Annotated in this window: 17 protein-coding genes; 9 read left to right on the top strand and 8 right to left on the bottom strand. The window is 35.3% G+C overall.

The window, feature by feature from the left end; all coding sequences use genetic code 11:
- The first annotated feature begins 353 nt into the window (after positions 1–353).
- The 3 genes from QWY86_RS11140 to crtD all read left to right on the top strand — a co-directional run bounded on the left by QWY86_RS11140 (position 354) and on the right by crtD (position 4006).
- Positions 354–716, top strand: coding sequence for a DUF1304 domain-containing protein (locus tag QWY86_RS11140; protein ID WP_290242057.1), 363 nt, complete (start codon positions 354–356; stop codon positions 714–716).
- A gap of 100 nt (positions 717–816) precedes the next feature.
- Positions 817–2517 (top strand): M28 family peptidase, encoded by a 1701-nt coding sequence (locus QWY86_RS11135; protein ID WP_290242055.1) that lies wholly within the window; start codon positions 817–819, stop codon positions 2515–2517.
- Positions 2518–2527: 10 nt separating this feature from the next.
- Positions 2528–4006, top strand: coding sequence for a 1-hydroxycarotenoid 3,4-desaturase CrtD (crtD, locus tag QWY86_RS11130; protein ID WP_290242053.1), 1479 nt, complete (start codon positions 2528–2530; stop codon positions 4004–4006).
- A gap of 124 nt (positions 4007–4130) precedes the next feature.
- Here the strand turns inward: crtD and QWY86_RS11125 are convergent, their stop codons facing one another.
- Genes QWY86_RS11125 through QWY86_RS11105 form a run of 5 tightly spaced genes read right to left on the bottom strand, consistent with a single transcriptional unit; the run spans position 4131 to position 7830 of the window.
- The gene (locus QWY86_RS11125; protein WP_290242051.1) at positions 4131–4634 is read right to left on the bottom strand and encodes a shikimate kinase; all 504 of its coding nucleotides are present in this window, start codon (positions 4632–4634) and stop codon (positions 4131–4133) included.
- A complete protein-coding gene (locus QWY86_RS11120) occupies positions 4631–5074 on the bottom strand; it encodes a DinB family protein (protein ID WP_290242049.1) in 444 nt (147 codons plus the stop codon). Before QWY86_RS11120 ends, QWY86_RS11125 begins: the two co-directional genes overlap by 4 nt.
- Positions 5075–5077: 3 nt before the next feature.
- The gene (locus QWY86_RS11115) at positions 5078–6133 is read right to left on the bottom strand and encodes an ABC transporter permease (protein WP_290242048.1); all 1056 of its coding nucleotides are present in this window, start codon (positions 6131–6133) and stop codon (positions 5078–5080) included.
- Positions 6134–7285 carry a BT_3928 family protein gene (locus QWY86_RS11110; RefSeq protein WP_290242046.1) on the bottom strand — a complete coding sequence of 384 codons (1152 nt, stop codon included), beginning with the start codon at positions 7283–7285 and terminating at the stop codon, positions 6134–6136.
- The gene (locus QWY86_RS11105) at positions 7285–7830 is read right to left on the bottom strand and encodes a DUF1599 domain-containing protein (protein WP_290242044.1); all 546 of its coding nucleotides are present in this window, start codon (positions 7828–7830) and stop codon (positions 7285–7287) included. The genes QWY86_RS11110 and QWY86_RS11105 overlap by 1 nt, the downstream gene beginning before the upstream one ends.
- A 98-nt stretch (positions 7831–7928) precedes the next feature.
- Between QWY86_RS11105 and folP the strand changes: the two genes are divergently transcribed.
- The 3 genes from folP to cdaA all read left to right on the top strand — a co-directional run bounded on the left by folP (position 7929) and on the right by cdaA (position 10197).
- Positions 7929–8783: a dihydropteroate synthase gene (gene folP / locus QWY86_RS11100; RefSeq protein ID WP_290242042.1), complete on the top strand. Its 855-nt coding sequence runs from the start codon at positions 7929–7931 to the stop codon at positions 8781–8783.
- A 142-nt stretch (positions 8784–8925) separates the two neighbouring features.
- Positions 8926–9288, top strand: coding sequence for a four helix bundle protein (locus tag QWY86_RS11095; RefSeq protein ID WP_290242039.1), 363 nt, complete (start codon positions 8926–8928; stop codon positions 9286–9288).
- A 117-nt stretch (positions 9289–9405) separates the two neighbouring features.
- Complete coding sequence (gene cdaA / locus QWY86_RS11090; protein WP_290242037.1) at positions 9406–10197, top strand: diadenylate cyclase CdaA; 792 nt, start codon at positions 9406–9408, stop codon at positions 10195–10197.
- A gap of 42 nt (positions 10198–10239) precedes the next feature.
- Here cdaA and QWY86_RS11085 read toward each other — a convergent pair whose 3' ends face one another.
- The gene (locus tag QWY86_RS11085) at positions 10240–13143 is read right to left on the bottom strand and encodes a DNA gyrase/topoisomerase IV subunit A (RefSeq protein WP_290242034.1); all 2904 of its coding nucleotides are present in this window, start codon (positions 13141–13143) and stop codon (positions 10240–10242) included.
- Positions 13144–13700: 557 nt separating this feature from the next.
- Positions 13701–14195, bottom strand: a complete 495-nt coding sequence (locus QWY86_RS11080) for a cytidine deaminase (RefSeq protein ID WP_290242032.1) — start codon at positions 14193–14195, stop codon at positions 13701–13703.
- Positions 14196–14341: 146 nt separating this feature from the next.
- On the opposite strand from QWY86_RS11080, the gene QWY86_RS11075 reads away from it, so the two are divergent.
- The 3 genes from QWY86_RS11075 to QWY86_RS11065 are packed head-to-tail and all read left to right on the top strand — an operon-like array spanning position 14342 to position 22631.
- Entirely contained in the window at positions 14342–19336 is a 4995-nt protein-coding gene (locus QWY86_RS11075) for a translocation/assembly module TamB domain-containing protein (protein WP_290242030.1), read from the top strand.
- Positions 19320–21611: a translocation and assembly module lipoprotein TamL gene (gene tamL, locus QWY86_RS11070; protein WP_290242028.1), complete on the top strand. Its 2292-nt coding sequence runs from the start codon at positions 19320–19322 to the stop codon at positions 21609–21611. Before QWY86_RS11075 ends, tamL begins: the two co-directional genes overlap by 17 nt.
- A 6-nt stretch (positions 21612–21617) precedes the next feature.
- Entirely contained in the window at positions 21618–22631 is a 1014-nt protein-coding gene (locus QWY86_RS11065; protein WP_290242026.1) for a YihY/virulence factor BrkB family protein, read from the top strand.
- An 11-nt stretch (positions 22632–22642) separates the two neighbouring features.
- On the opposite strand, the gene QWY86_RS11060 is transcribed toward QWY86_RS11065, so the two are convergent.
- Positions 22643–24781, bottom strand: coding sequence for an ATP-binding protein (locus QWY86_RS11060; RefSeq protein WP_290242024.1), 2139 nt, complete (start codon positions 24779–24781; stop codon positions 22643–22645).
- Positions 24782–24820 lie beyond the last annotated feature (39 nt).

Raw genomic sequence — 24820 nt, 5'->3', positions numbered from 1 at the left:
TAAGAATAAAAAGCACTACCTACTCCCCTTTCTATTTTAGATGGAGAGTTCCGTTCAGATGTTGAAACCTGTGGAACCTTTAATAAATTTATACAAGAATAAAAAGCACTACCTACTCCCCTCCTATTTTAGGAGGGGCAAGGGGTGGTAAAATTGAAGGATATTATATATTTTATCAAGACAAAGAAAAAACCTGTCTGGCTAACACAAAAAACTACTATTAAATTTAATTATTAAAAGGTCTTCGACAAGCTCAGACTGATAACTGATTATAAACAGAGTATATAGACTTCGAAACCACTAGCCATGAATATCCAAATAAATTGTATCTTCAATCTCAAAACCAAAACAAAATGCAATTAGTAGCACAAATCATAATCGGCTTAGTAGCCGCAATCCACATCTATATCTTATGGTTAGAAATGTTCGCGTGGACAACTAAAGCGCCAAAGGTTTTCAAAACCATTCCGAAGGAATTATTTGCACCAACCAAAACCCTTGCTGCAAACCAGGGATTGTATAATGGATTTTTAGCTGCAGGTTTAATCTGGTCGCTCTATATAGAAAATCATCAATGGAAATTTTATGTAGCCATTTTCTTTTTGACCTGCGTAATCATTGCCGGAATTTATGGCGCAGCAACCGCGAGTAAAAGAATTCTGTATGTGCAGTCCATTCCGGCGTTAGTTGCTTTAATATTATTGCACTTAAAATAATTTTAACTCCATCCTTCTATTCCATCAATTTCTAAAAATGAAGTTGAACAGGAATGGTATTGACTTAAAAATCTTTTATCTTTCGCTTTTATTCAACCCCATGAAAACAAAAATTCTTGTTGCCTTAATTTTGACCAGCGTAGGTGGCTTTGCCCAAAACATTACAAATAATTTTAACCTTACGCGAAAAGGCTTTATTGAAAAAAATGCTTACGAAACCACTGCTTTTGTAGAAAAATATTTCAGGGTTCCTGGCAATACAGGTTTTAACGCAAGTATCAAACATGTAGAAGATATTTTAAAAAAGGCAGGCTTTGTTGAGCAAAAACAAAGCGAAACAGAATCGCCCCTAACCTATCGAATTGAAAAAAGGGCAATGAAAAATAAAACCTGGGAACCTGTTAATGCTAACATTAACATCGTTGGTGAATCAGAGTCACTAATTTCGTTTAATTCAAACCGAAATATGATTCCTATCAATTGTGTATCTACACCAACCGATGGCGTTACCGCAGATGTGGTTTACATTAGCAATACCAACCCTGCCGAAATTGAGAAACTAGATTTAAAAGGAAAAATCGTTTTTGCAGAAACGCATCCTTCAAGATTATTAGCAATTGCTACAAAGGCTGGTGCAGTTGGTGTTTTGGGTTACTCCATGCCAGCTTATACAAAGCCAGAAATTCATCAAACTTCGATACAATTTGGAAGTATGAAAGCAAACAGCGAAGTATGGACATTGCTTTTATCCTACAAAGCAAAAGAAAAACTTAAGGCAAATTGTTTAAAAGGCGCAACAAAGCTTAAAGTAAATATCGAGACTAAAATTTATCAATCGGAAGAGTTAACCGTTGTTGCAAATGTTATTGGCAACGAAAAACCAGCTGAACGTTTTGTTTTTAGTGCTCACGTACAAGAGCCGGGTGCAAACGATAACGCAAGTGGCGTTGGTACATTGGCAGAAATGGCTCGTTTAACCGCCGAACTTTATAAAGCAAAAAAAATTGCTCCAAAACGCACCTTAACATTTTTATGGGGCGATGAAATTACTTCAACAAGAAGATATATAGTTGAAGATACAATCCGAGCAAAAGGTATTCTCTGGGGTATGAGTTTGGATATGGTGGGCGAAGACACCAAGAAAACTGGTGGTTCATTTATAATTGAAAAAATGCCAGATCCATCTGCAATATGGACCAGAGGTGAAGACAAACACACAGAATGGGGTGCTGGAGATGTAAAGGAAAAAGACCTTTTTCCACACTATTTTAATGATTTTATTTTCAATGTCTGTAAAGAACAAGGAAAATTTGCTAACTGGACCGTAAACTACAATCCTTTTGAAGGCGGCAGCGACCATACGCCATTTCTTCAAAATAAAATCCCAGGATTACTGATGTGGCATTTTACAGATGTTTTTTACCATACCGATAATGATAGAATTGATAAAGTTTCGGCAACGGAAATGAAAAACGTTGGCATTAGCGGTTTAACCGCCGCCTACACTTTAATTTCTGCAGATGAAAACACAGCGAGCGAAACGGTAAAGCAAGTTAAAACAGATGCATTAATCCGTTTAAAAACTGAATTTGATTTAAGCAAAAAAGCAATAGCTGAAGGTAAATCGGTAGATGAGGAAAAACACATTATTGAAACCTGGAGCAAATGGTATATTGATGCCATTGCCACGATAAATAAAATGCCTGTAAAATCTGAAACAACAAGAGTTGGTTCTGCAATTAAAGTGGCTACATTAGAAATTGAAAAGCAAACCAATTTGTATTTAAACGAATTGAAATAGTTTAAAATAAATGCCAAAAGCAATTATTATTGGTGCCGGGGTTGCCGGAATAGCAAGTTCCATCCGTTTAGCGATGAAAGGTTATACGGTACAGGTTTTCGAAGCAAATGCCTATCCAGGAGGAAAACTTACTGAAGTTAATGCCGATGGCTTCAGGTTTGATGCTGGTCCGAGTTTGTTCACGATGCCGCAATACGTTGATGAACTTTTTACCCTTGCGGGTAAAAATCCAAAAGATTATTTTGAGTACGATAAGCTTGATGAAATTTGCAGGTATTTCTACGAAGATGGATTAAGGTTAAGTGCGTCATCAGATATAAATAAATTTGCGAAAGAGATTGAACACAAAACGAATGCTAAGGCTTCAGAAATTAAATCTTTTTTTGAAAAAAGCGAAACGATATATGCTGTAACCCACAAGGTTTTTTTAGAAAGAAGTTTACATAAACTTAAGAGTTATCTCCATTGGGATACCGTTAAAAGTATTTTCCGCTTCGGACAAATTGATGCCTTCAGAACGCAACACAAAGCTAATTTACATGCTTTCAGCGATGAGCGGATTACTCAATTGTTTAATCGTTATGCTACGTACAATGGTTCAAATCCGTATCAGGCACCAGCTACATTAAATGTAATCCCTCACTTTGAATATCATTTTGGTGCTTATTTACCAAAAAATGGTATGCATGCCATCATTTTAGCACTTGTAAACCTGGCAGAGGATTTAGGCGTCAAATTTCATTACAACAAAAAAGTTGATGAGGTTATTTATAAGGTGGAAGGCAGAAGGCGAAAGGTAGAAGGTATAAAAATTAATGATATAACACAAAAAGCTGATGTTGTAATATCCAATTTGGACATCTGGTTTACCTATAAAAATCTACTAAATAACATTCTTCAACCTAAAAAATTATTAAGCCAGCAAAGAAGCAGTTCGGCATTGATTTTTTATTGGGGCATTAAAAGTATTTACCCAGAATTGGGATTACACAATATCTTATTCGCTAAAGATTATCAATCAGAATTTGATGCGATTTGGTCGAAGAAATCAATCAGTGAAGACCCAACGATTTACATCAATATCACTTCGAAACACATTGCTACCGATGCACCTAAGGATTGTGAGAATTGGTTTGTGATGATAAATGTGCCAGCCAATGAAGGCCAGGATTGGGATAAATTAATTAAATCGGCAAAGCAACATATCTTATTAAAACTTAATCGCATTTTAAAAAAAGATGTATCAAAGGATATTATCAGCGAAACCATTCTCGACCCACGAAGCATAGAAAGCAAAACAGGTTCTTACCAGGGTTCTTTATATGGGAATAGTTCAAATAACCAGTTAGCAGCATTTTTACGCCATTCAAACTTCAGTTCGACAATAAAAAATCTTTATTTCTGTGGTGGTAGTGTTCATCCGGGCGGCGGTATTCCACTTGCTCTATTATCGGCTAAAATTATTGACGATAATATTAAAAGAGTTTAGAAGCTGTAGAAATATTAATGCCTTTGGAAATTGCTCGCTATCTCGCAATGAGGTAAATCGCTTCGTCACTCCGAAGTGCGAAGCAGTCTCTTTGCGAAATAAACGTCTACATTTCTATAAAAATTTAGAACTTCCCAGCAATTGCACTTTCCAATTTTTCGCCGTCCAAATCAAAAGCATCAACAATAAGTTTAGCCTTTGTATAGAAAGGATCACGTTCTTTTAATTTTTCTTCTATAAAAACGAAAAGTTCGTCATCATTCAAATCCTTTATCAAAGGTCTTTTCTGGCGATTGTGTAACCTGGAAACCAAAGCTGCTGGTGTCATTTGCAGATAAATGGTTAATCCGCGATTATTCATCCAATCCATATTATCAAAAAAACATGGTAAGCCTCCGCCAGTTGCCACCACACAAGTTTCCGGATATGGAAAAGATTTTAGCGTTTCGCTTTCGTAATCTCTGAATCCACTTTCACCATAAGCATCGAAATATTCGGCAATGGTTTTACCTGTTTGATTTACAATTTCCGCATCTAAATCAATTACCGGACATTCTAAACGATGTGCCAATTGCTTTGCTTTGGTACTTTTACCGCAGCCCATATATCCAACAAGGAAAATTATCATAAAAGGTTTTTGCGTTTAAAATAGATATAATCAGTTACCGGAGGAGTAAAACCTTCCTTTTTTAGCATCGAAACTATTTGCCCTCGGTGATATGTAGAATGGTTTAGCATTTGCATAAACATTTCGGCAACTGTATTTTGATATTCATTACCACGAGAGTCGTGATAGGTGATTTTACTTTGCAAATCGTGTTTATTTAAACTGGCATTGATAAGTTTAAAGTTATCAGATGAAATGCTTTCAAATTTTTCTACAGGATGCACCTGCCAGATTTCATATTTTAACGGCAAACCCTCAATACGATTTACCCAAATGTGTTGTGCATTTAAAACATGACTGAACAATCGTTCAGCCTCAGGCATATCATTATCAGCTTTGCTAAAGACCTCCAGTATTTCCCTATCGGAAAGCTCTGTATAACGAATAAATTCCTCAATCATATATTATGCAAGTTTAACTCTTGGGTCAACATAGGCGTATAAAATATCAACCAAAATGTTAATCACCACAAATACAAAAGCGATAAATAATATCGAACCCATTACAACCGGAAAATCTGACATTTCTAATGCGCTTACGGTTGTTCGGCCCAAACCATTGTAGCCAAAAATATATTCTACAAAAAACGAACCCGCAAGTAAAGATGCAAACCAACCAGATATTGCAGTAATAACAGGATTCATCGCATTTTTTAGTGCATGCTTGTAAATTATCGCATTTCTACTTAAACCTTTTGCTCTTGCAGTACGAATGTAATCTTGCGCAAGCACATCGAGCATGGCGCTTCTGGTAAGCTGAACAATAATTGCCAAAGGCCTTAAACCCAATGTTATCATAGGCAGCCATAAATTTCTAAGCGTTAATATTTCACCATTAAAGGGGTCGTAACTATATAAACTACCACTCATTTTTAATCCGGTAAAATCACTTAACACAAAGCCAAATAACCAGGCGATTATAATTCCGGCAAAAAAAGATGGTGCTGAAATTCCTAAAATTGCAAAGGCATTTGCCGTTTTATCAATCCATGAATCTTTATAAACGGCTGATAAAACACCTAATAACACACCAATTATTGTTGCAAAAATCATCGCTGTTAAAGCTAAAATGAAAGTATTAGGAACAGTTTCAGAAAGTATATCGGTTACATCTCGTTTGGTTTGATACGAACTGCGGAGGTAAGGCCATTTTAAAACGAGTGCGTTATTATCAAAGTTTAATATTTTTTGATAATGATATTTGTTTTGAGTGATGCTATCGTTTTCCAGAAAACTTATTGGCGATAAATCGTTAACATACAAAACAAACTGCATGGGTTTTGAACGGTCTAAACCAAATTCCTTCCTAACTGCTTCTAAAGACTGAACATCGGCTCTTTGGCCCATTGTCATTCTGGCCGGATCGCCTGGTAAAATATTAAACAACACAAAAACCACCAATACTACACCTGCCATAACCAGCAAGCCATAAAGTAATTTTTTAATGATGTATGCGAACATTTACTTACTGAAATATTTATTACTTAAATCATCGAAACTTGGCATACAATGAAAGTGCCATTTTTTTACAACAACACCATTTTTTAACAAAATAATGCCTGGATTTGCCCTAACCATACTTTTTAATGGAACAGCATCAGCGTAAAATACTTCAGAAAAGAGGTTATTTTTCTTGATAAAAATTTCGGCATCCCTGGCTGCGTTCGCAGTTAGCAAGACACTTCTGATATTGTATTGTTGTGTAGCATTTAGCGCTAGTGCATTTAACTTTCCAATTGCTTTACTATTTGCATCATTTAGATTATAGGCTACAAAAACTAAACTATAGTAAGGATTTTCGATTAATTCCTTGGTGTAGTCTGTTCCAGATGCATCTGTAATAATTAAATCCTTAATTTTTGGTTCAAAGCCCTTCTTTATGAGTTTTTTAGTCGGCTCGCCAACAATTTCCCAGTTATTATCCTTCCAAATTTCAGTTTTTAAATATTCCTTATCACTCATGTCTTGCTCAGCCTTTGTTTTTTTATTCTTAAGGTGATACATGATTTCAAATTCATCGGGCTTTTCACCTTCCGGAATAACCATTAATGATGGAATATGAGCACCAACTTTATAAGGCAGAAAATCTATGATCGGTAGAAAATTATAAGTGAATATTCCAAATGATAATGAAGCTATAACGATTAGTAGCGCAATATTTTGCTGGCTTTTTTCTCTGGAAATGATTGGCTTGAGCAAATCCTTTTTAAGAAATATATAAACAATAAATATTAATAAAATGATGTCCTTACTAAAAGATTGCCAAGGTGTAAGTGGAATGGCATCGCCAAAACAACCGCAGCTTGTAACTACCTTAAATGCAGCAGAAACAAATGTGAGCAGCGTAAAGAAAATAATTAGTAATAGTAAGCCCCAAGCTACTTTTTTACCATAAAAACCCAATAAAAGCAATGCGCCCAAAACAATTTCCAGGGTGCAAAGCAAAATGGCTATCCCGGTAGCAATCGGACTTAAAAAATCCAAGTGAAAAACTTCAAAATACTCCTGTAACTTATAACCAAAACCAAGTGGATCATTTGCTTTAATTAATCCTGAAAAGATAAATAATACGCCAACAAAAATTCTGGAAATGGTTAAAAGAGGATTCTTCATTATTTTACACCTAATTTTATTAAAGCAAAAACTGAGTAATTTAGCATATCCTGGTAGTTTGCATTTACGCCTTCGGATACTTGAGTTTGACCTTCGTTATCTTCTATCTGTTTAACGCGAAATATTTTTTGCAAGATTAAATCAGTTAAAGAACTAATGCGCATATCTCTCCAAGCCTCTCCATAATCGTGGTTTTTGGCGAACATTAAATCCTTTGTTTCTTTAACTTTTGTATCAAAAAGCACTTGCACATCTTCCACAGGAATTTCCAAAAGGTCGCTCTCAGTTAAATCTAATTGCATCATTGCAATAACGCAGTAATTGATGATTCCGATGTACTCTGGCGTTATGCCCTCACCTACTTTACTAACTTTTTTCTCCTCTAAAGTTCTGATGCGTTGTGCTTTAATAAAAATCTGATCGGTGATAGAACTTAACCTTAATATGCGCCAAGCTGTTCCGTAATCGGTTGTTTTTTTTAGAAATAAAGTTCTGCAGACTGCGATCACTTCATCAAATTCAGAAGCGGTATTTGTTTGTGCCAAAGCCAATATTTATTTAGTTTTAGTGTATTTTTGTATCGAAAAAACGAAAGCTAAAGATACATTTTTAAAGCGAAACCCAAATCCCGAAAGGGTTTATTATGGCAGAAAAAAACTTTTTTGAACCAAAACAAAGCCTCAATATAAAAGGAAAAATATTTGATTTAAGCACACCAAAGGTGATGGGTATTTTGAATATTACACCAGATTCTTTCTACAGCAAAAGCAGAACGACTTCTATTGATGAAGCCCTAAGAAAAACAGAACAATTTCTAAACGAAGGTGCAAGTTCCATTGATATTGGTGGATACTCTTCCAGACCAGGTGCTTTAGATATTTCTACCGATGAAGAATTATTTAGGTTGATACCAATTATTGAAGCGATAAACAATAAATTACCAGAAGCTGTAATTTCGATTGATACTTTCAGAGCAAAAGTTGCTGAAGAAACTATTGCGTCAGGCGCACATATCATCAATGATATTTCGGCTGGTGATATGGATGCTGAAATGTTTAACACAATTGCCCGTTTACAGGTTCCTTATATATTTATGCATATGCAAGGCACACCACAGACCATGCAGCAAAATCCGCATTATGAAAATGTAACATTGGATATTATCGATTATCTCGCTAAAAAAGTTGCTCAGTTAAAGGCCTTGCATATTAACGACATCATCCTTGACCCAGGTTTTGGCTTCGGCAAAACTTTAGAACATAACTACGAACTTTTAAATAGTTTAGAGGATTTCAAGATTTTCAAACTTCCTATTTTAGCAGGCTTTTCGAGAAAAGGAATGATTCACAAGGTTTTGAAAAACACTGCCGCTGAAGCTTTGAACGGAACAACAGTTTTAAATACCATCGCTCTGCAAAAAGGGGTTAAAATTTTAAGGGTACATGATGTTAAAGAAGCGGTTGAATGTATTAAGCTTGTTGGGAAGTTAATTGGTTAATTGTTGAATTGGTTAATTAATTAATTGAGTACTTGTTTAATTGCCCTAATTTGCAAAAGTGTTTAATTTGCTTATTAAAAAGTAAAATCTCTTAACCCTATTGATAGATTACTGAAAATGATTGAATATAAATTTGATCATTATGCATATTTATTCTTTTGAAAAATTAGAAACTTGGCAGCTAGCAAGAAACTTTAGAAAAGAGGTTTATCTTTTAGTGAAGAAATTTCCAAAAGAGGAAATTTTTGGCCTATCGAGCCAAATTAAGCGTTCATCCTGTAGTATTGGAGATTGTTTGGCAGAAGGATCTGCAAGAATTACCGTAAAAGATAAAGCTCATTTTATTGTTATGGCATACTCTAGCGCAATTGAAACAGTCAATCACTTCATAACTGCTTTCGACTTAAATTACATTACAGAAGAAGAATACAAACTTTTTAGATTAAAACTTGATGAACTAACCAATAAACTGAATGCGCTTAGAAAAGCTATTCTCCGCTCATAAAAGGAGTTATAGTTAATATATGCAATGACAACTAACCAATTCAACAATTACTACATTTAACCAATTTTCACATTCCAAACAATTAACCATTATGAAACATTTACTATCTTGCCATAGATGAAAAGCTTTGATTTCGATTTCCTTAAAATATCTCCAACAGATGTGGTAGACATTGTGCTTGTGGCACTATTAATTTACTACGTTTACACGCTTATTCGCAATACACTTGCTGTAAATTTATTAGTGGGCATGTTTGTGATAACCGTTTTCTATTGGATAGTTAAGGGCTTACACATGGAATTGCTTACGGCAATTATTGAGAAATTTATGAGCGTGGGTATTATAGCACTCATTGTTATTTTTCATCCCGAAATAAGAAGATTCCTTTTGTTGATTGGTAAAAATGCATTTCTTCAAAAAAATAAAGCCTGGTGGGGTTATTTATTTGGCAGAAAAGAAATTGAAAGAAACAATTTAACACGCATAAAACCAATTATAGATGCATGTAAAACGATGAAAAAAACAAGAACCGGTGCTTTGATGGTATTTGTAAAGTTTTACGATGAACAATTTTTCGCAAACAGCTGTGAGGTTGTAGATGCTAAAATTTCGAAGCGATTATTGGAGAGTATTTTCCAGAAAAATAGTCCCCTGCATGATGGTGCAGTTGTTATTTCAGAGAATAAAATTAAGAGTGCAAGTTGTATTTTACCTTTAACAGATAATGACCAGCTTCCTTCGCAATTTGGTTTAAGGCACAGAGCCGGGATTGGTGTTTCCGAAACAACTGATGCAGTTGCAGTAATTATATCAGAGGAAACCGGAGAAATATCATACGCTAAACAAGGTAGAGTTAGGATGAATGTATCTTTTGGAGAGCTTGAAAAGTTACTTAATAAAGATTTTTAAAATTCTTGCTATTCTATCCATAAAAAAAACAATTAGGAACTGTTAAAACAGCCCCAATTGTCCTTTATCATCAATTTCTATATCGTTTGGATTAGTAATTTCGAAATCTACTTTTTTAAGTGGCTTTAGTTCTTCTTTTGGTTGTGATTCAACTTTCGGCTCATCTTTTTTAACTGGTTCTGATTTAGAAACAGGTTCTTCAACAACAGCAGGTTTTACTTCTTCAACTGATTTTTCTTCAATTTTAGATGCTTCGACAGCAGGCGCTATAACTTCCTTTATTACAGGTTTACTATCAAATTTGGGTTTTGTTGATGTTGGCTTTTCCTCTACTTTTTGAGGCTGCACGCTTTCAACAATAGTTTCTTCTGGCGTTTCGATATCATCAGAAGTTTCACTTCCACCACCATTATTTTCAGGCACCTCATCCTCTGTTTCTTCAACTTCAATCTCTGGCTCATCTAAAACCACTTTCTGAACATCATGTGGCGATAAACGATTTCCATTTGCCTTTAAACCTTTAATATCAATTAAATCAGACAATAATAAATCTAAAGTTTCAGGAATTTGTGTTTTACCTTTTAAAACATCAACAATTATTTTAGCAAGCGGATTTGAAGTTAAAAACAGCAACCTCGATTTTGGTTCTTCGCTAATAAAAGGCACTTTCTTGCCGATAGACTGCAATTCAAAAACGAAACGTTTTACAAAATAATTTTGCGCTTTTCCATCAAAATGTACGGCGGCAAAAACAGTTTCAGGTGCAAATTTTTCAATCAATATTAAATCATCATCAAAGTGATTACTTAATTCGAAAGAACTTAGCTCGTAAGTACCATCTTTATGAACTTGTAAAATTCTATCATCGCCATCAAATTCACCCAGATATTTACCTCTCCCATCAACATTTAAGCGTTTTAGCAAATCATCATACCAGATTTTTAATCCTGATAAGGTAGAAACACCTTTACTTTTAAGTATGATTTTTTTAACCGGATATTTTGAAATAATATTTCCCTGAGAACCACGACCTTTGATGGCAACTTCTGCAAAATCCTGGTCGAACTGAAGTTTACGCAATTTTGAATGCGGTTTTAAAGCAACATTAATAACCTCGGCTTCACCATTTGGATTGGCAGTAAAGTATAAAACCTTCGAACCTTTAGTACCCTTTGTTAAATCGTACTCCTTATCGCGGGTTACGCCAACAACTGAGAAACGTTTTATATAAGATGTTCCGCTTGAACCATCTTTATAAATCATGTTGTAAACCGTTCGCTCATCATTTTTCTTGAATACCTGGGCGTGTATAATACCTTTACCAACAAAAGTTTTATCCGCTACTTTTGTAATGATACATTTTCCATCCTCACGGAAAACAATAATTTCATCAATATCAGAGCAATCGGCAACAAATTCATCCTTACGTAAACCAGAACCAATAAAACCATCTTCACGGTTCATGTATAATTTGATGTTTGCTAGGGCAACTTTAGCTGCCTCTACCCTATCAAATAAACGGATTTCAGTTTTACGTTCCCTGCCTTTGCCGTACTTATCCTTTAATTTCTGAAACCATGCAATCGCATAATCCGTAAGATGTTTTAAATGATTTTTAACCACTTTAATTTCATCTTCCAGGTTTTTCATTTGTTCATCAGCCTTTTTCACATCAAATCTGGTGATGCTACTCATTGGCTTATCAATTAACTTCTTGAAATCCTCTGGCAAAATTTCTCGGTAAAGCGAAGGTTTAAACGGATCGAACAATAAATGTAAAACCTCTACAACGGTATCGAAATTTGCAGAGTTTTCATATTCAGGATTTTTGTACATGCCCTCCTGAATAAATATCTTTAATAAAGAACTGAAGAAAATTTTCTCCTGTAACTCGTGCAAACGAATTTCCAGTTCTTGCTTAAGTAAGCTTTTTGTATGCTTTGTATTTTCAATTAAGATATCATTCACACTCATAAAGTGCGGCTTATCGTTGTTGATTATACAAGTATTTGGAGAAATAGAAACCTCACAAGCCGTAAACGCATAAAGTGCATCAATGGTTACATCTGGCGAAATACCCGGCGCCAAATGCACTACAATTTCTACGTTTGCGGCGGTGTTATCTTCAATTTTTTTAATTTTAATCTTGCCCTTATCATTGGCAGATAAAATACTATCAATTACAGAACCTGTAGTGGTGCTAAAAGGAACTTCAGTTATTACCAAAGTTTTCTTATCCTTCTCCGTAATCTTAGCACGCACTCGAATTTTTCCCCCACGCTGACCTTCGTTATAGTTCGAAAAATCTGCCATTCCGCCGGTAAAAAAATCAGGGAAAATATTCGGGCGAACACCTTTTAAAGATTCAATTGAAGCATCAATCAATTCGATAAAATTGTGTGGCATAACCTTAGTAGCCAAACCCACCGCAATACCTTCTGCACCCTGAGCCAATAATAAAGGGAATTTTACAGGTAAAGTAATCGGCTCGTTGTTACGTCCGTCATAACTTAATTGCCATTCTGTAGTATCCGGATTAAACACAACTTCGTTGGCAAATTTTGAAAGTCGGGCTTCGATGTAACGCGGAGCTGCAGCGCTATCGCCAGTCACCGGGTCGCCCCAGTTTCCCTGCATATCAATAAGTAAATCTTTTTGCCCAATTTGTACCATTGCATCGCCAATAGATGCATCGCCATGCGGATGGTATTTCATGGTATTACCGATTACGTTTGCAGCCTTATTGAAACGTCCATCGTCCATTTCCTTTAGCGAGTGCATAATGCGTCGCTGCACAGGTTTTAAACCATCGTTAATGTGCGGAACGGCCCTATCCAGAATTACATAAGATGCGTAATCAAGAAACCAGTTTTCGTATAAACCGTTAATTGGCGTTATGGTATGTTTATGTTCTTCGTTTATTTTAGGGTCTAATTCTTCACTCATTTATTTACAGAAATTGGCAGCCGTAAATATAATAAAAAGGATAGTAAGGTTAAATATTGGTTATTCACAATCGAAAGCCTTTAAATTTGAAAAGCAGTTACAGTAGTGCTTCGGTTAGTTTGCTCCCGCTTTTCGTTGCAATCTTTTTGTACTTCTGCTTGTTGAGGATGAGCGTGGCTACAAACAAAAAGGATTTTCACTTTAATCGGGTTTAAGTAGCAAGTGATAATACCTATGGTTCAAAAACCACCCCATACCCCTCCTTGAAAATAAGGACGGGAGTTGGATAATGCAGGTAAATTTTGTTGTGGTAATAGGATTGATTGTGGATTTAAACCACATACTCCAATTAAAGCGTATATTATGCCAAAGCAGAAACTACTCCCCTCCTAATTTAGGAGGGGCAAGGGGTGGTTAAGACCGTACAAAAGAATCACGAACCATTATTAATAAACCTGATATAAGCGTAAAGCCCAAAGCGAAGTATGAGCGAGGACTTGCAGCATTAGCAGGACGGATGTTACCGAAAAGCTACAAAACCATCCATTTTCCAAAAATTAAGCTTTGGTGCTCAATCTATCTTCAACAAAACCAAAAGGCAGCAAATCTTTAACGCTGTTCACTTTTAAAACTTCCCCGTTCAGGCAATAAAAAAGCACCTCAATTGGTGTCTTCTGCTTTCTTTCAAACTCAGCCATAACCTGCAAACACCCGCCGCAAGAGGTTACAGGTTTTACAATCTCAAAAGCATCAGTTTGTGCAGTAATTGCCATACTTTCTATCACAGCATCTGGATAGGCTGCACCAATTGCAAAAAGTGCCACACGCTCAGCACACAAACCCGAAGGGTAGGCCAAGTTTTCCTGATTGCTACCCTGAATAATTTTACCGCCCACTAAACGTATCGCTGTACCAACTCTAAATTTAGAATATGGTGAATAAGATGTTTTTAATGCTTGCTCCGAAAGATTGCAAAGTTCCTGGTCGTTTTTACTTAATTCCTCAACGCCAGCATATTGCTCAAAAGTTATATTAACATTTATTGATTTCATTTTAAACGATTTACAAAACCGCTGTGTTAAATTTTTGCAGCGGGCGAACAATTTAAGGTATTTTTTGTATTAATTATAAATTGTGCTTTGAAATTAATTTTCATGGCACGTTTTTGGCATTTCACAAACACCAAACATTCTTCGCTTTGAATAAATACGTACGTAAAAGTCTCAAAATAATATTATGGATTATCGCATCGGTTATAATTTTGGTGGTTGCTATAGCCCTATCTTTAAACATTCCGGCGGTACAAAATTTTGTAAAAGATAAGGCCATAAACTACTTAAAAGGCAAAACCAAAACAGAAGTTAGGCTAGAAAGTATTAAAATTGCCTTGCCGAAGGATGTTGTTTTAAATAAATTTTACATAGAAGATTTAAACAAAGACACCCTGCTTTATGCGGAAAGATTAGCGGTTGACATTAGTCTTTTTAAGCTTCTAAAAAATACGGTAGAGGTTAACAACATCGAACTAAAAAATATACGGGCAAATGTTAAAAGGATAACTCCGGATACGACTTTTAACTTTTCTTTTTTGGTTGATGCTTTTATGAGCGACCAGAAAAAACCAGAAGAGAAAGTTGACAAAGACACAACCTCTGCCTTAAAATTTTCTGTTGATAAAGTTTCATTTGAAGATATTGGCTTAACCTACCGTGATGATGTTGCCGGGAATGATGTTAAACTTTACTTAGGCGCCTTTAAAACCAAGCTTAAAACTTTCGACTTAGAAAACCAACATTACGTTATAAAGGATTTAACCTTGGAGAATACTTCATTAAAATATCTGCAACAGAAACCATTGGTTAAATTGGTTCAGCACCTAACAAATAGTGTAGATAGTGCTGAAAAAGAGCAAGGCAAACTCCCTTTGATTGAAGTGGAGAATTTTGCCTTTTCGAATGTTAAAGTTAATTATGACGACCAAATATCGACAACAAAAGCCATTGCTGATGTAAATGATTTAGGCTTGGTGAATTTAAAAGTTGACTTAACAAACAGTAAATATACAGTTGATGATGCAAGACTAAATAAATCGAACATCATTTTTGCCTTTAAGCCTGCGCCAAGCAACGATTTAAAGAAAGTTAAAGATACGGTAGTTCCGGAAAAATCGCCATTGGGTTTGATTATTAAAAACATCAGCCTTGCTGAGAACAATTTACAATTCGACAATTTAGGCGCTAAACCAGCCGCAAAAGGCATGGATTTTAACCACTTAAAAATTACAGGTTTAAATTTTGGTGCTGGCGATGTTAATTATAGTGCAAATGGAATTACCGCTAATGTTAAAAACGGCTCGTTAAAAGAGAAAAGTGGATTTGCATTAAACGAATTAAAAGGAAATGCGGTTTACAATGATAAACAGATTAAGCTGAGCAATTTTGTATTAAAAACGCCAAATACAACTGTTGAGAATGCAACCGAACTTAATTTTACTTCTATGGATGATTTAACCAAACATCCTGAAAGGGTTAAACTGAATTTGGCCTTTAAAAATACAACAATTGGCTTGAAAGATGCAGGATATTTCAGCGACGCAATTCCGGCAAATTATCGCAATGAAAAAATAAAATTAAATGCTGAGGTTAATGGCTACTTAAATAACCTAAATATCCCAAGGTTACAAATTAGTGGTTTAAAAAACACACAAATCGACATTAGTGGAACAGCCAAAGGTTTACCGGATATTAATAAAACCTTTCTTGATTTAAACATTAAAAAACTCTACGTTACCAAAAGCGATATTTTGGTTGCTGTGCCAAGAAAATCACTTCCACCATCAATAGAATTACCTAATGTGATTAATGCAAAAGGAAATTTTAAAGGCTCGATGACTGATTTTAACACCAATATGAGCATCCAAACGGATATGGGTGGTGCAATTTTGGTAGCCGGAATGAAAGGCCCTAAAGGGCGTGAAAGTTATAAAGCTGATGTGAACTTAAACAATTTTAACGTCGGTCGATTATTGAAAATGCAACCAAAATTAGGTCGTGTATCAGTTAAGGCAAATGTTGCTGGTACGGGCTTAGACCCAAAGAAAATTAACGCGAAGTTTAATGCCCGTGTTTTGAGTGCTTACTACAACAAGTACACTTACAGAAATCTGAATTTATCAGGAACTTATGCCAATCAAAACATCAACATTAAAAGTAACATGCCAGATAGCAACGCTAATTTTAATCTAGATGCGAAGGTTAACATGGCGGGGAAATATCCGGCAGTAAAAGCTGATTTGAATTTAAAGCAAGTTAATCTTCAGGCCTTAAATTTTAGTCCGACGGTTTTAAGCGCAGCCGGTGTAGTGAAAGTAGACTTACAAACTGCCGATGCAGATTACTTGAACGGAACGGTTAACATTACAGGTTTACAATTAGTTAAGGATGCGCAAAGAATTAATGTTGATACGATTTCGGTAAATGCAAAATCGACCGCTACAGAAAACGAGCTTACTTTAAAATCAGAAATCTTATCGGCTAAAGTTGACGGTAAATATCAGTTAACGAAGATTGGCAGCGCTTTTATCAACGAAATAAATAAATACTATGCTTTTGGTGAGGTTACTAAAATTCCAGACCAGCGTATGCGTTTCTTTGTTCAGGTATATGATTCAAAATTATTAAAACAATTCGTGCCGCAGTTAACGGTTTTCAAATCATCGCAATTTTATGGTTTGATAGACACGCAAAAGGATAGTCTGCAAATCAAAGGTAATTTCCCACAAATAGTTTATGGCGATTTTAAAGTTGACACCACCGTTTTAAACATCAATAATGATAACAACAAGTTAGATTATGGCTTAACGGTTAAACGTTTGCAAAGCCCATCAATTGCTTTGTTCAATACCGAAATTAGTGGCGATGCAGCAAATAATATCTTAGGGGTTAATATTTTCCTTCGCGATAGGCAGCTTAAAAACAAATACGTAATCGGCGGAAATTTCCAATCTATAAATAAAGATTTTAAGTTTACCCTTGACCCACAAAAGTTGCTTCTTGATTATGAAAAATGGGTGGTTTCGCAAGATAATTACATTCAGTTTGGCGCATCAGGGATTTTGGTTAATCAATTTCAAATCAGCAATAGCGGACAATCTCTAGCAATTAACAGTAATTCAACTCAACCCAATGCACCATTAACTGTAGAGTTTAAAGATTTCCAGTTAGAAACCCTAACCAAGTTTGCTGAAACGGATACAACTTTGGTTGGTGGAAGATTAAACGGAACGGCTAATGTTAAAGATTTAGCCAGCACACCAAAATTTGAAGCAAATTTAACCATCGACCAATTGCGTTACCAAAAAGACCAGCTTGGTACTTTACGCGTCGCCGTAAATAATAATACCGAAAATGCATTTGAGGTAAATGTAGCCTTAGCTGGTGTTCATGATTTGAGGGTAAATGGCTTTTACTATACCGCACCGCAGAGCGCATTGGATTTGACAGTCAATATCGATAAAATCGAAATGAAAAATATCGAGAGTTTATCTCAAGGTCAGCTGAAAAATGGAACCGGAACTTTAACGGGTGCGCTAACTGTGAAAGGGGCATTAACCGCTCCAAGAATTTTAGGCGATTTAACTTTTAATAATGCCGGTATAAACGTGGCATATGTAAATTCGTATTTCAGAATGCCGAACGAAAAAATATCTTTTACAAACGAAGGCATTAGTTTCAATAATTTTACATTGATTGATTCTTTAAACCAAAAAGCAACGATTAATGGCAAGGTTTACACAACTGACTTCAAAAACTATCGCTTCGGATTAGATATCCGCACAAACAATTTCAGGGCAATTAATTCTACCGCAGCCGATAACGAAATGATTTATGGTACGGTATTTTTAACCAGTAATATTAAAGTTCGTGGCGATTTAAATCAACCCGATGTGAATATGTCGGTAAACGTAAACAAGGGTACTAAATTCTTTTTTGCATTACCAGCAAATGATCCGTCTATTATAGACCAGGAAGGTATTGTTCAGTTTATTGATGCAGATGCGCCACCATTTAACGGACAAAGGGCTTTAAAGGTAGATAGCATTAGTAAATCGCCGGTTAAAGGAATGAATTTGGTTGCAAACATCTCGGTTGATCCGGAAGCCGAGCTAAATGTTGTAGTAGATCCATCAAACGGAGATGCCTTAAATGTTAAAGGCGATGCAAACCTAAACGCAACCATCGACCCAAGCGGTAAAATTAGCTTAACAGGTCGTTATGAAATTATTGATGGTTCTTATAATTTATCTGTAGGCCCGCTAGGTAAAAAAGCGTTTAGATTAGTAAAAGGTAGCACTATAATCTGGACTGGTGAGCCAACAACTGCCAATGTAAATTTAAGTGCACTTTATGAAGTGAATGCAGCCCCGATTGATTTGCTGAATCAGCCTGATCTTTATGAAGCGAAAACCAAACTACCATTCCAGGTTTATTTAATGATGAAAGGTGAATTATTAAAACCTACCATCTCTTTTAAAATAGATTTGCCAGAGAATGAACGCAATGCATTAGGCGGACAGGTTTACACTAAACTAATTAATGTTAACAGGGATGAAAGCGAATTGAATAAACAAGTTTTCGCTTTGCTTGCCTTAAACAGATTTATCGCAAGTAATCCTTTCCAAAGCTTAGCCGGTGGCGGTGGTGGTGTTTCTACACTTGCCCGCTCTAGTGTAAGCAAGTTATTAACCGAGCAGTTAAACAACCTAACCTCTGATTTAATTCAAGGTGTAGATTTAAACTTTGGTGTGAATTCATCAGAAGATTATTCTTCAGGTTCATTACAGCAAAAAACGGATTTAGAAGTTGGCTTATCTAAAAAGTTATTGAACGATAGATTAACCGTATCTGTAGGCAGTTCATTTGCGCTTGAAGGACCGCAGGCACCAGGAGAAAAATCGACAGATATTGCCGGAAATGTTAATGTAGAATATGCTTTATCTGCCGATGGACGATATAGATTAAGGGCGTACCGCAGAAACCAGAATGATGTAATTGTGCAGGGTCAGATTATTGAAACCGGTTTAGGTTTCACGCTGGTAGTCGATTACAATAAATTCAGAGAGATATTTCAGAAGAAAAGAGTAAGAAGAACAAGAAACATTGAACAGAAAGCACAAGATGAGAAAACTAACTAGACCGATTTTATTTATACTGGCCTGTTTAGTTTATGCGGGTTGTAGCAGCACGAAATCATTAAAACCAGGACAAGCTTTATATACCGGCGCTGAGGTTAAAATAAATCCTGATTCTGCTGGCAGAATTGAGGATGAAAAACAAGTTAAATCTGATTTGGAAAGCAAAACACGTCCTCGCCCTAACAAATCTTTATTGGGTATTAAGTTTAAACTGGGTATTTATAATCTTGCAGGCGAGCCCAAAAAACCTAAAGGGTTTAGAAACTGGTTGAGAAGACAAGGCGAACCACCGGTGCTTTTAAGTGAAGTAAAATTAAAATACAACAACGATGTTTTAACAAGCTATTTAATTAGCGAAGGTTATTTGCAAGCTGTTGTTACAGGAGATACCGTTGTAAAAGATAAAAAAGCGAAAGCCATTTATACTGCAAATACTGGCGATAGATATAAAATCAATAAGATTACTTTTCCACCAGATTCTGGCGTTTTAACAAAAATCATCAACCAAAATAAAGAGAAAACCTTATTAAAGGTTGGCGACTATTATGATTTAGATGTTTATAAAAATGAGCGCATCAGGATTGATAATGATTTAAAGGAAAACGGTTATTTCTATTTCAGTCCGGATTACTTGATTATGCAAGTGGATAGTACCATTGGAAAAAGTTTGATAAATGTAACGATAAAGGTTAAAGATATTGCGCCAGATGCAGGCTTAAAACCTTACACAATTAAGAATATTAATATTTATCCAAACTATTCATTAAGAAGAGATTCTGCATTAAGAAAATCGCAACCACTACAATATCACGATTTTAATATCTATGATGATAGAAATACCTTTAAACCTCGTTTGTTTGATAGGTTGGTTTTCTTTCAAAAAGGCGAACTTTACAATAGAAAAGATCATAACCAATCCTTGAACAGAATGGTTAATATTGGTGCCTTCCAAGATGTTAGAGCAGAATTTTTACCAGTAGATAGTTTCAAAAATAATCAGCTGGATTTGAATATTTACCTTACGCCTTTAAAGAAAAACTCATTAACCTTCTCTGTAACCGGAACAAGTAAATCCAACAACTTTGTTGGTTCTGAGGTTAAGGTTACCCAAACCACCCGTAATTTATTCAGAGGTGCAGAGCAATTGGACGTAAGCGTAAGTGGTGGTTTTGAAACGCAAACAAGAGGAACATCATTAGGCAGAAATTCACTTTCACTTACCGCCGAAGGTAAATTAACATTTCCTAGGTTCATCGTTCCTTTTTATAAACCAAACAGTACAACGGCATTTATACCGAAAACAATTGCATCACTATCTTATCAAATGTTAAACAGAGGTGGTGAATACACATTAAATGCATTTAAAGGTGAGTTTGGCTATAACTTTAAAGAAAATCAATATAAGGAGCATAACTTAAACCCAATTTCGTTAAGTTATATTTCAACCAGATTCCCGTCTGACACCACGAGGACCAGGCTCTTTACTGAAAATCCGTTATTAAGATCAACATTAGAAAATCAGTTTATTATTGGTAGTAATTACAATTTTACCTACACTAATCAAATGGAAACCAACAGGAGAAACAACACATATTTCTTCGGAGGTATAGAAACTGGTGGTAACGTTTGGGGCTTATTTACACCTACAAATAGCTTAGGGCAGAAAACATTATTTAACACTCCCCTTACTCAATTTGTTCGACTGGAAGCAGATTTAAGAGATTACTATAAAATCAACAGAAATGTAACATGGGCTAACCGACTAAATGTGGGTTATGGTTATGCTTATGGCAATAGCACCTCCCTCCCATTCGTCAGACAATTTTTTGCCGGTGGTAGTAATGACATTCGTGCCTTTCCGGCAAGAACTTTAGGTCCGGGAACATTTAAAGTTGCAGATAATGCGCTTTTTGCAGACCAAGGTGGTGATGTTAAATTGATGTTGAACTCAGAACTGCGTTTCAAACTAGTTAGTGTTTTATATGGCGCTTTATTTGTAGATGCCGGAAATGTTTGGCTGAGGAAAGAAGACCCACTAAGGCCAGGTTCTGAATTCAAATTAAAAAATACATTGAACGAGTTAGCCGTTGGTACAGGTGCAGGCTTACGGGTTGATGCTACCATATTTGTGGTTCGTTTGGATGTTGCATTCCCAGTTCGTAAACCTTATTTACCAGAAGGACAAAGATGGGTATTTGATGATATTTCTTTTGGTAACAAAGACTGGCGCAGGCAAAATTTAATTTTTAACATCGGGATTGGATACCCATTCTAGTAGATTATGAAATTGCTTAATAAAATAAAAAACTTCTTTATTGCTCTTTATCATTTACTTGTTGCTGCAGGAAAGGGTTTTGCAGAAGATAGGGTTATGAAATTAAGCGCCGCCTTGGCATATTACACCATATTTTCGCTCACTCCGCTAATTATTATTATTCTTGCATCTGCCACATTATTTTTTGGCGAAGCGATGAAAACCCGTGACAAGTTTTTCAATGAAATAACCGAATTAGTTGGGCCTCAGGCAGCCACTCAGATACAAGGTTTTGTGGATAATGCAAATAAATCAGGTCAATCTACAATAGGTTTAATTATCGGTATCGGTACATTAATTATTGGTGCTACCGTAATTTTTATTGAAATACAAGATAGTATTAACCTAATTTGGAAAGTTAAAGCAATGCCCAAAAAAGGCTGGCTAAAAATGTTAACAAACAGATTACTCTCCTTTTCCTTAATTGTATCAATGGGCTTTTTACTGTTAGTATCATTGGTAATTAATAGTTTGGTTGTTGGTTTAGGTGACAAGCTGGTTTCCTTAATTTCACAAAGTGATATTGATGAAGTAATTCCTGTAGCAAATGATACAATGGCATTACTGATTTATATTTTGAACAATGTTTTAACTTTAGCTGCGGTAACTGCAGTATTTACCATAATTTTCAAGGTATTGCCTGATGTAAATATCAAGTGGAAATCGGCAATTATTGGCGCATTATTTACTGCCCTTCTTTTTAGTTTAGGTAAATACTTAATTGGAATCTATATTGAGAAAGGAACTACGGTTTCCGCCTTTGGCGCAGCTGGTTCCATTATTGTAATATTACTTTGGATTTATTATACCTCATTAATTTTGTATTTCGGTGCTGAATTTACGCAGGCCTACGCAGAGAAATACGATGGCGGTATTGCACCAAGTAAATACGCCGTATTTACTAAAATCACTATCGTAGAAAAGAATGTGGATGTATTGCCACCGCAACATCCAGAAGATACCATTCATGCACCCAAATGATTAATTGGGTGCTATATAAATTTTAAAATTTTATCTAATAACTCTTTTTCCGAAAACGGTTTTAAAACCAGCTCGTCCATACCCGATTGTAAATATTTTGCCCGGTCTTCTTGCATTACATTTGCGGTAACGCCTAAAATCGGGATATTACGTTTGAGTTCATCATGATAACTCCTGATTAGTTTTGTAAGTTCTATACCACCAAGTTCAGGCATTTGAATATCTGTTAAAATAAGATCATAATTGTTTTCGGTAAAAAGTTCGAAAGCTTGCTGACCATTACTCGCAGCACTAAAGTTTAATCTATACTTCTTTAAAATTGTAGTCGCGAGTAAGATATTGAGCACATTATCATCAGCTACTAAAATATCTTTGCCTACCAACCTATTTAACTGGGCTGTAGTAAGTTCTAATTTATTATCTATATCAACAGGCTTAGCGGTAATTTGGTATGGAATCTCAAATATAAAATTGGAGCCTTTCCCCTCCTCGCTTGATAATGAAATGTTGCCACCATGAAACTCAACAATCTTCTTGCATATCGCTAAACCTAAGCCAGTGCCTTGTTGCTTTTCTTTTGTTGATGCATAATAAACCTGCGCAAATTCATCGAAAATAATTTTCTGATCAATAGCACTTATGCCTAAACCCGAATCCTTAACGCTAACTTTTAAAACTAAATTCTTTTCATTCTTTTTTAGAAATTCTGCAGAGAGTGTTACATTCCCACTATTGGTAAATTTAATGGCATTGCTTAACAAATTCATCACAATTTGTTTCAACCTCAAGGAATCACCGAGTACAAAGGTGTTTTTGTCGACTTGCGTATCCAGTATAAAATCAAGTTTCTTTTTATCCGCCTGGATTTTCATACTATCGAAAACATCATAAATTGCAACCTGTGGCGAAAAGGGCAATTTTTCAATAGTTACCTTTCCGGTTTCATACTTAGAAAAATCCAGAATATCGTTAACAACCTCGAGCAACATTATCGATGATTTTCGAATTGCTGTAACCTGTTCGTACTGTTGCGATGGTAAAACTACCTGAGTTAACTGTTCAGAAAAGCCAACAATAGAGTTTAGAGGCGTTCGTATTTCATGGCTCATATTTGCCAAAAACCTACTTTTTGAAAGTGCATAAAGTTTAGCTTTATTGCTATAATCAATCAATGCTTTTTCATTGCGATACAATTTATAAATAGAATAAATTATGCAAAGCATTAAGCCAAAAGCAAGTGCAAGCAAGGTTTTTGTAAACTTATCAAGATTGTCAACCGTTTTAAATGTCTTTACATTTATATCTTCCTGAACGGTGTCATAATATATCTTTTCATTTACTTTATACTTGTTCAGACTATTAACTATTGCCTCAATTAATTTATGGTTTAAATCTAATAAAAGCCACTCCTTATCTTTTAAGTTCTTATTTAACCGATACAGTTTTATATAATAATCGTTTATTAATTTAAGCTGAAGTTTGTTGTACGCAACACTTACTGAAGAGGTATCGGCCGAAACCGCGGTTTTAACAAGGGTAGATTTGGAACTATCAACAAGTTTACTTTTCCTACTGCCGATTGCAGCAAAAATTCTTCCGAATAGTTTTTTTCTCGGTGCAACCTTTAGGCTGGGTTTTATCGTATCTATGGTTACTATACTTCTAAATTGCCTCGTAGTGAATAAGTTATTCTTTGGCTCAGCTAATTCAGGATTATCTTTAACTTGTACAGAGAAATTAATTAAACTATCGGCTAACTTTCTAAGTTGAATAAACTGATTTGTACGTATTTTCTTTTGCTGAATTAAGTCGTTAAAATTATCAACCTGTAAGGCTTTCTCCTTTTGGCTCTCATATTCTATCGCATCCATTATTGCCGAAACTTCTTTGATTTGAGTAACAAAATGATTGTAGTAAGTTTTATTTCCACTTACCACGTACATCCTGCAGCTGTTTTCTGCGTTGTAGAGTTTAAAAATACAGCTATCTAATTTTATAAAATCATTCTGAACCTGAACAATTTTATTAACTGACTTTAATAGCGGTATTTTAGAGAAATTAATAAATAAGCTTGCGCTTATTGCAAAAACAGCTAAAATTAAAAATACTATGACTAGGTATTTTATGACAGAATTTCTGGTAGATTTCAAGGGCTTTGATTTTAAGAATTATGATTCATAATTGTTAAA

The sequence above is a fragment of the Pedobacter aquatilis genome (assembly GCF_030409415.1).
GTDB classification, from domain to species: Bacteria; Bacteroidota; Bacteroidia; order Sphingobacteriales; family Sphingobacteriaceae; genus Pedobacter; species Pedobacter aquatilis.
Note: the sequence above shows the minus strand (reverse complement) of the source record. Positions and strands in the feature narration are given on the sequence as shown.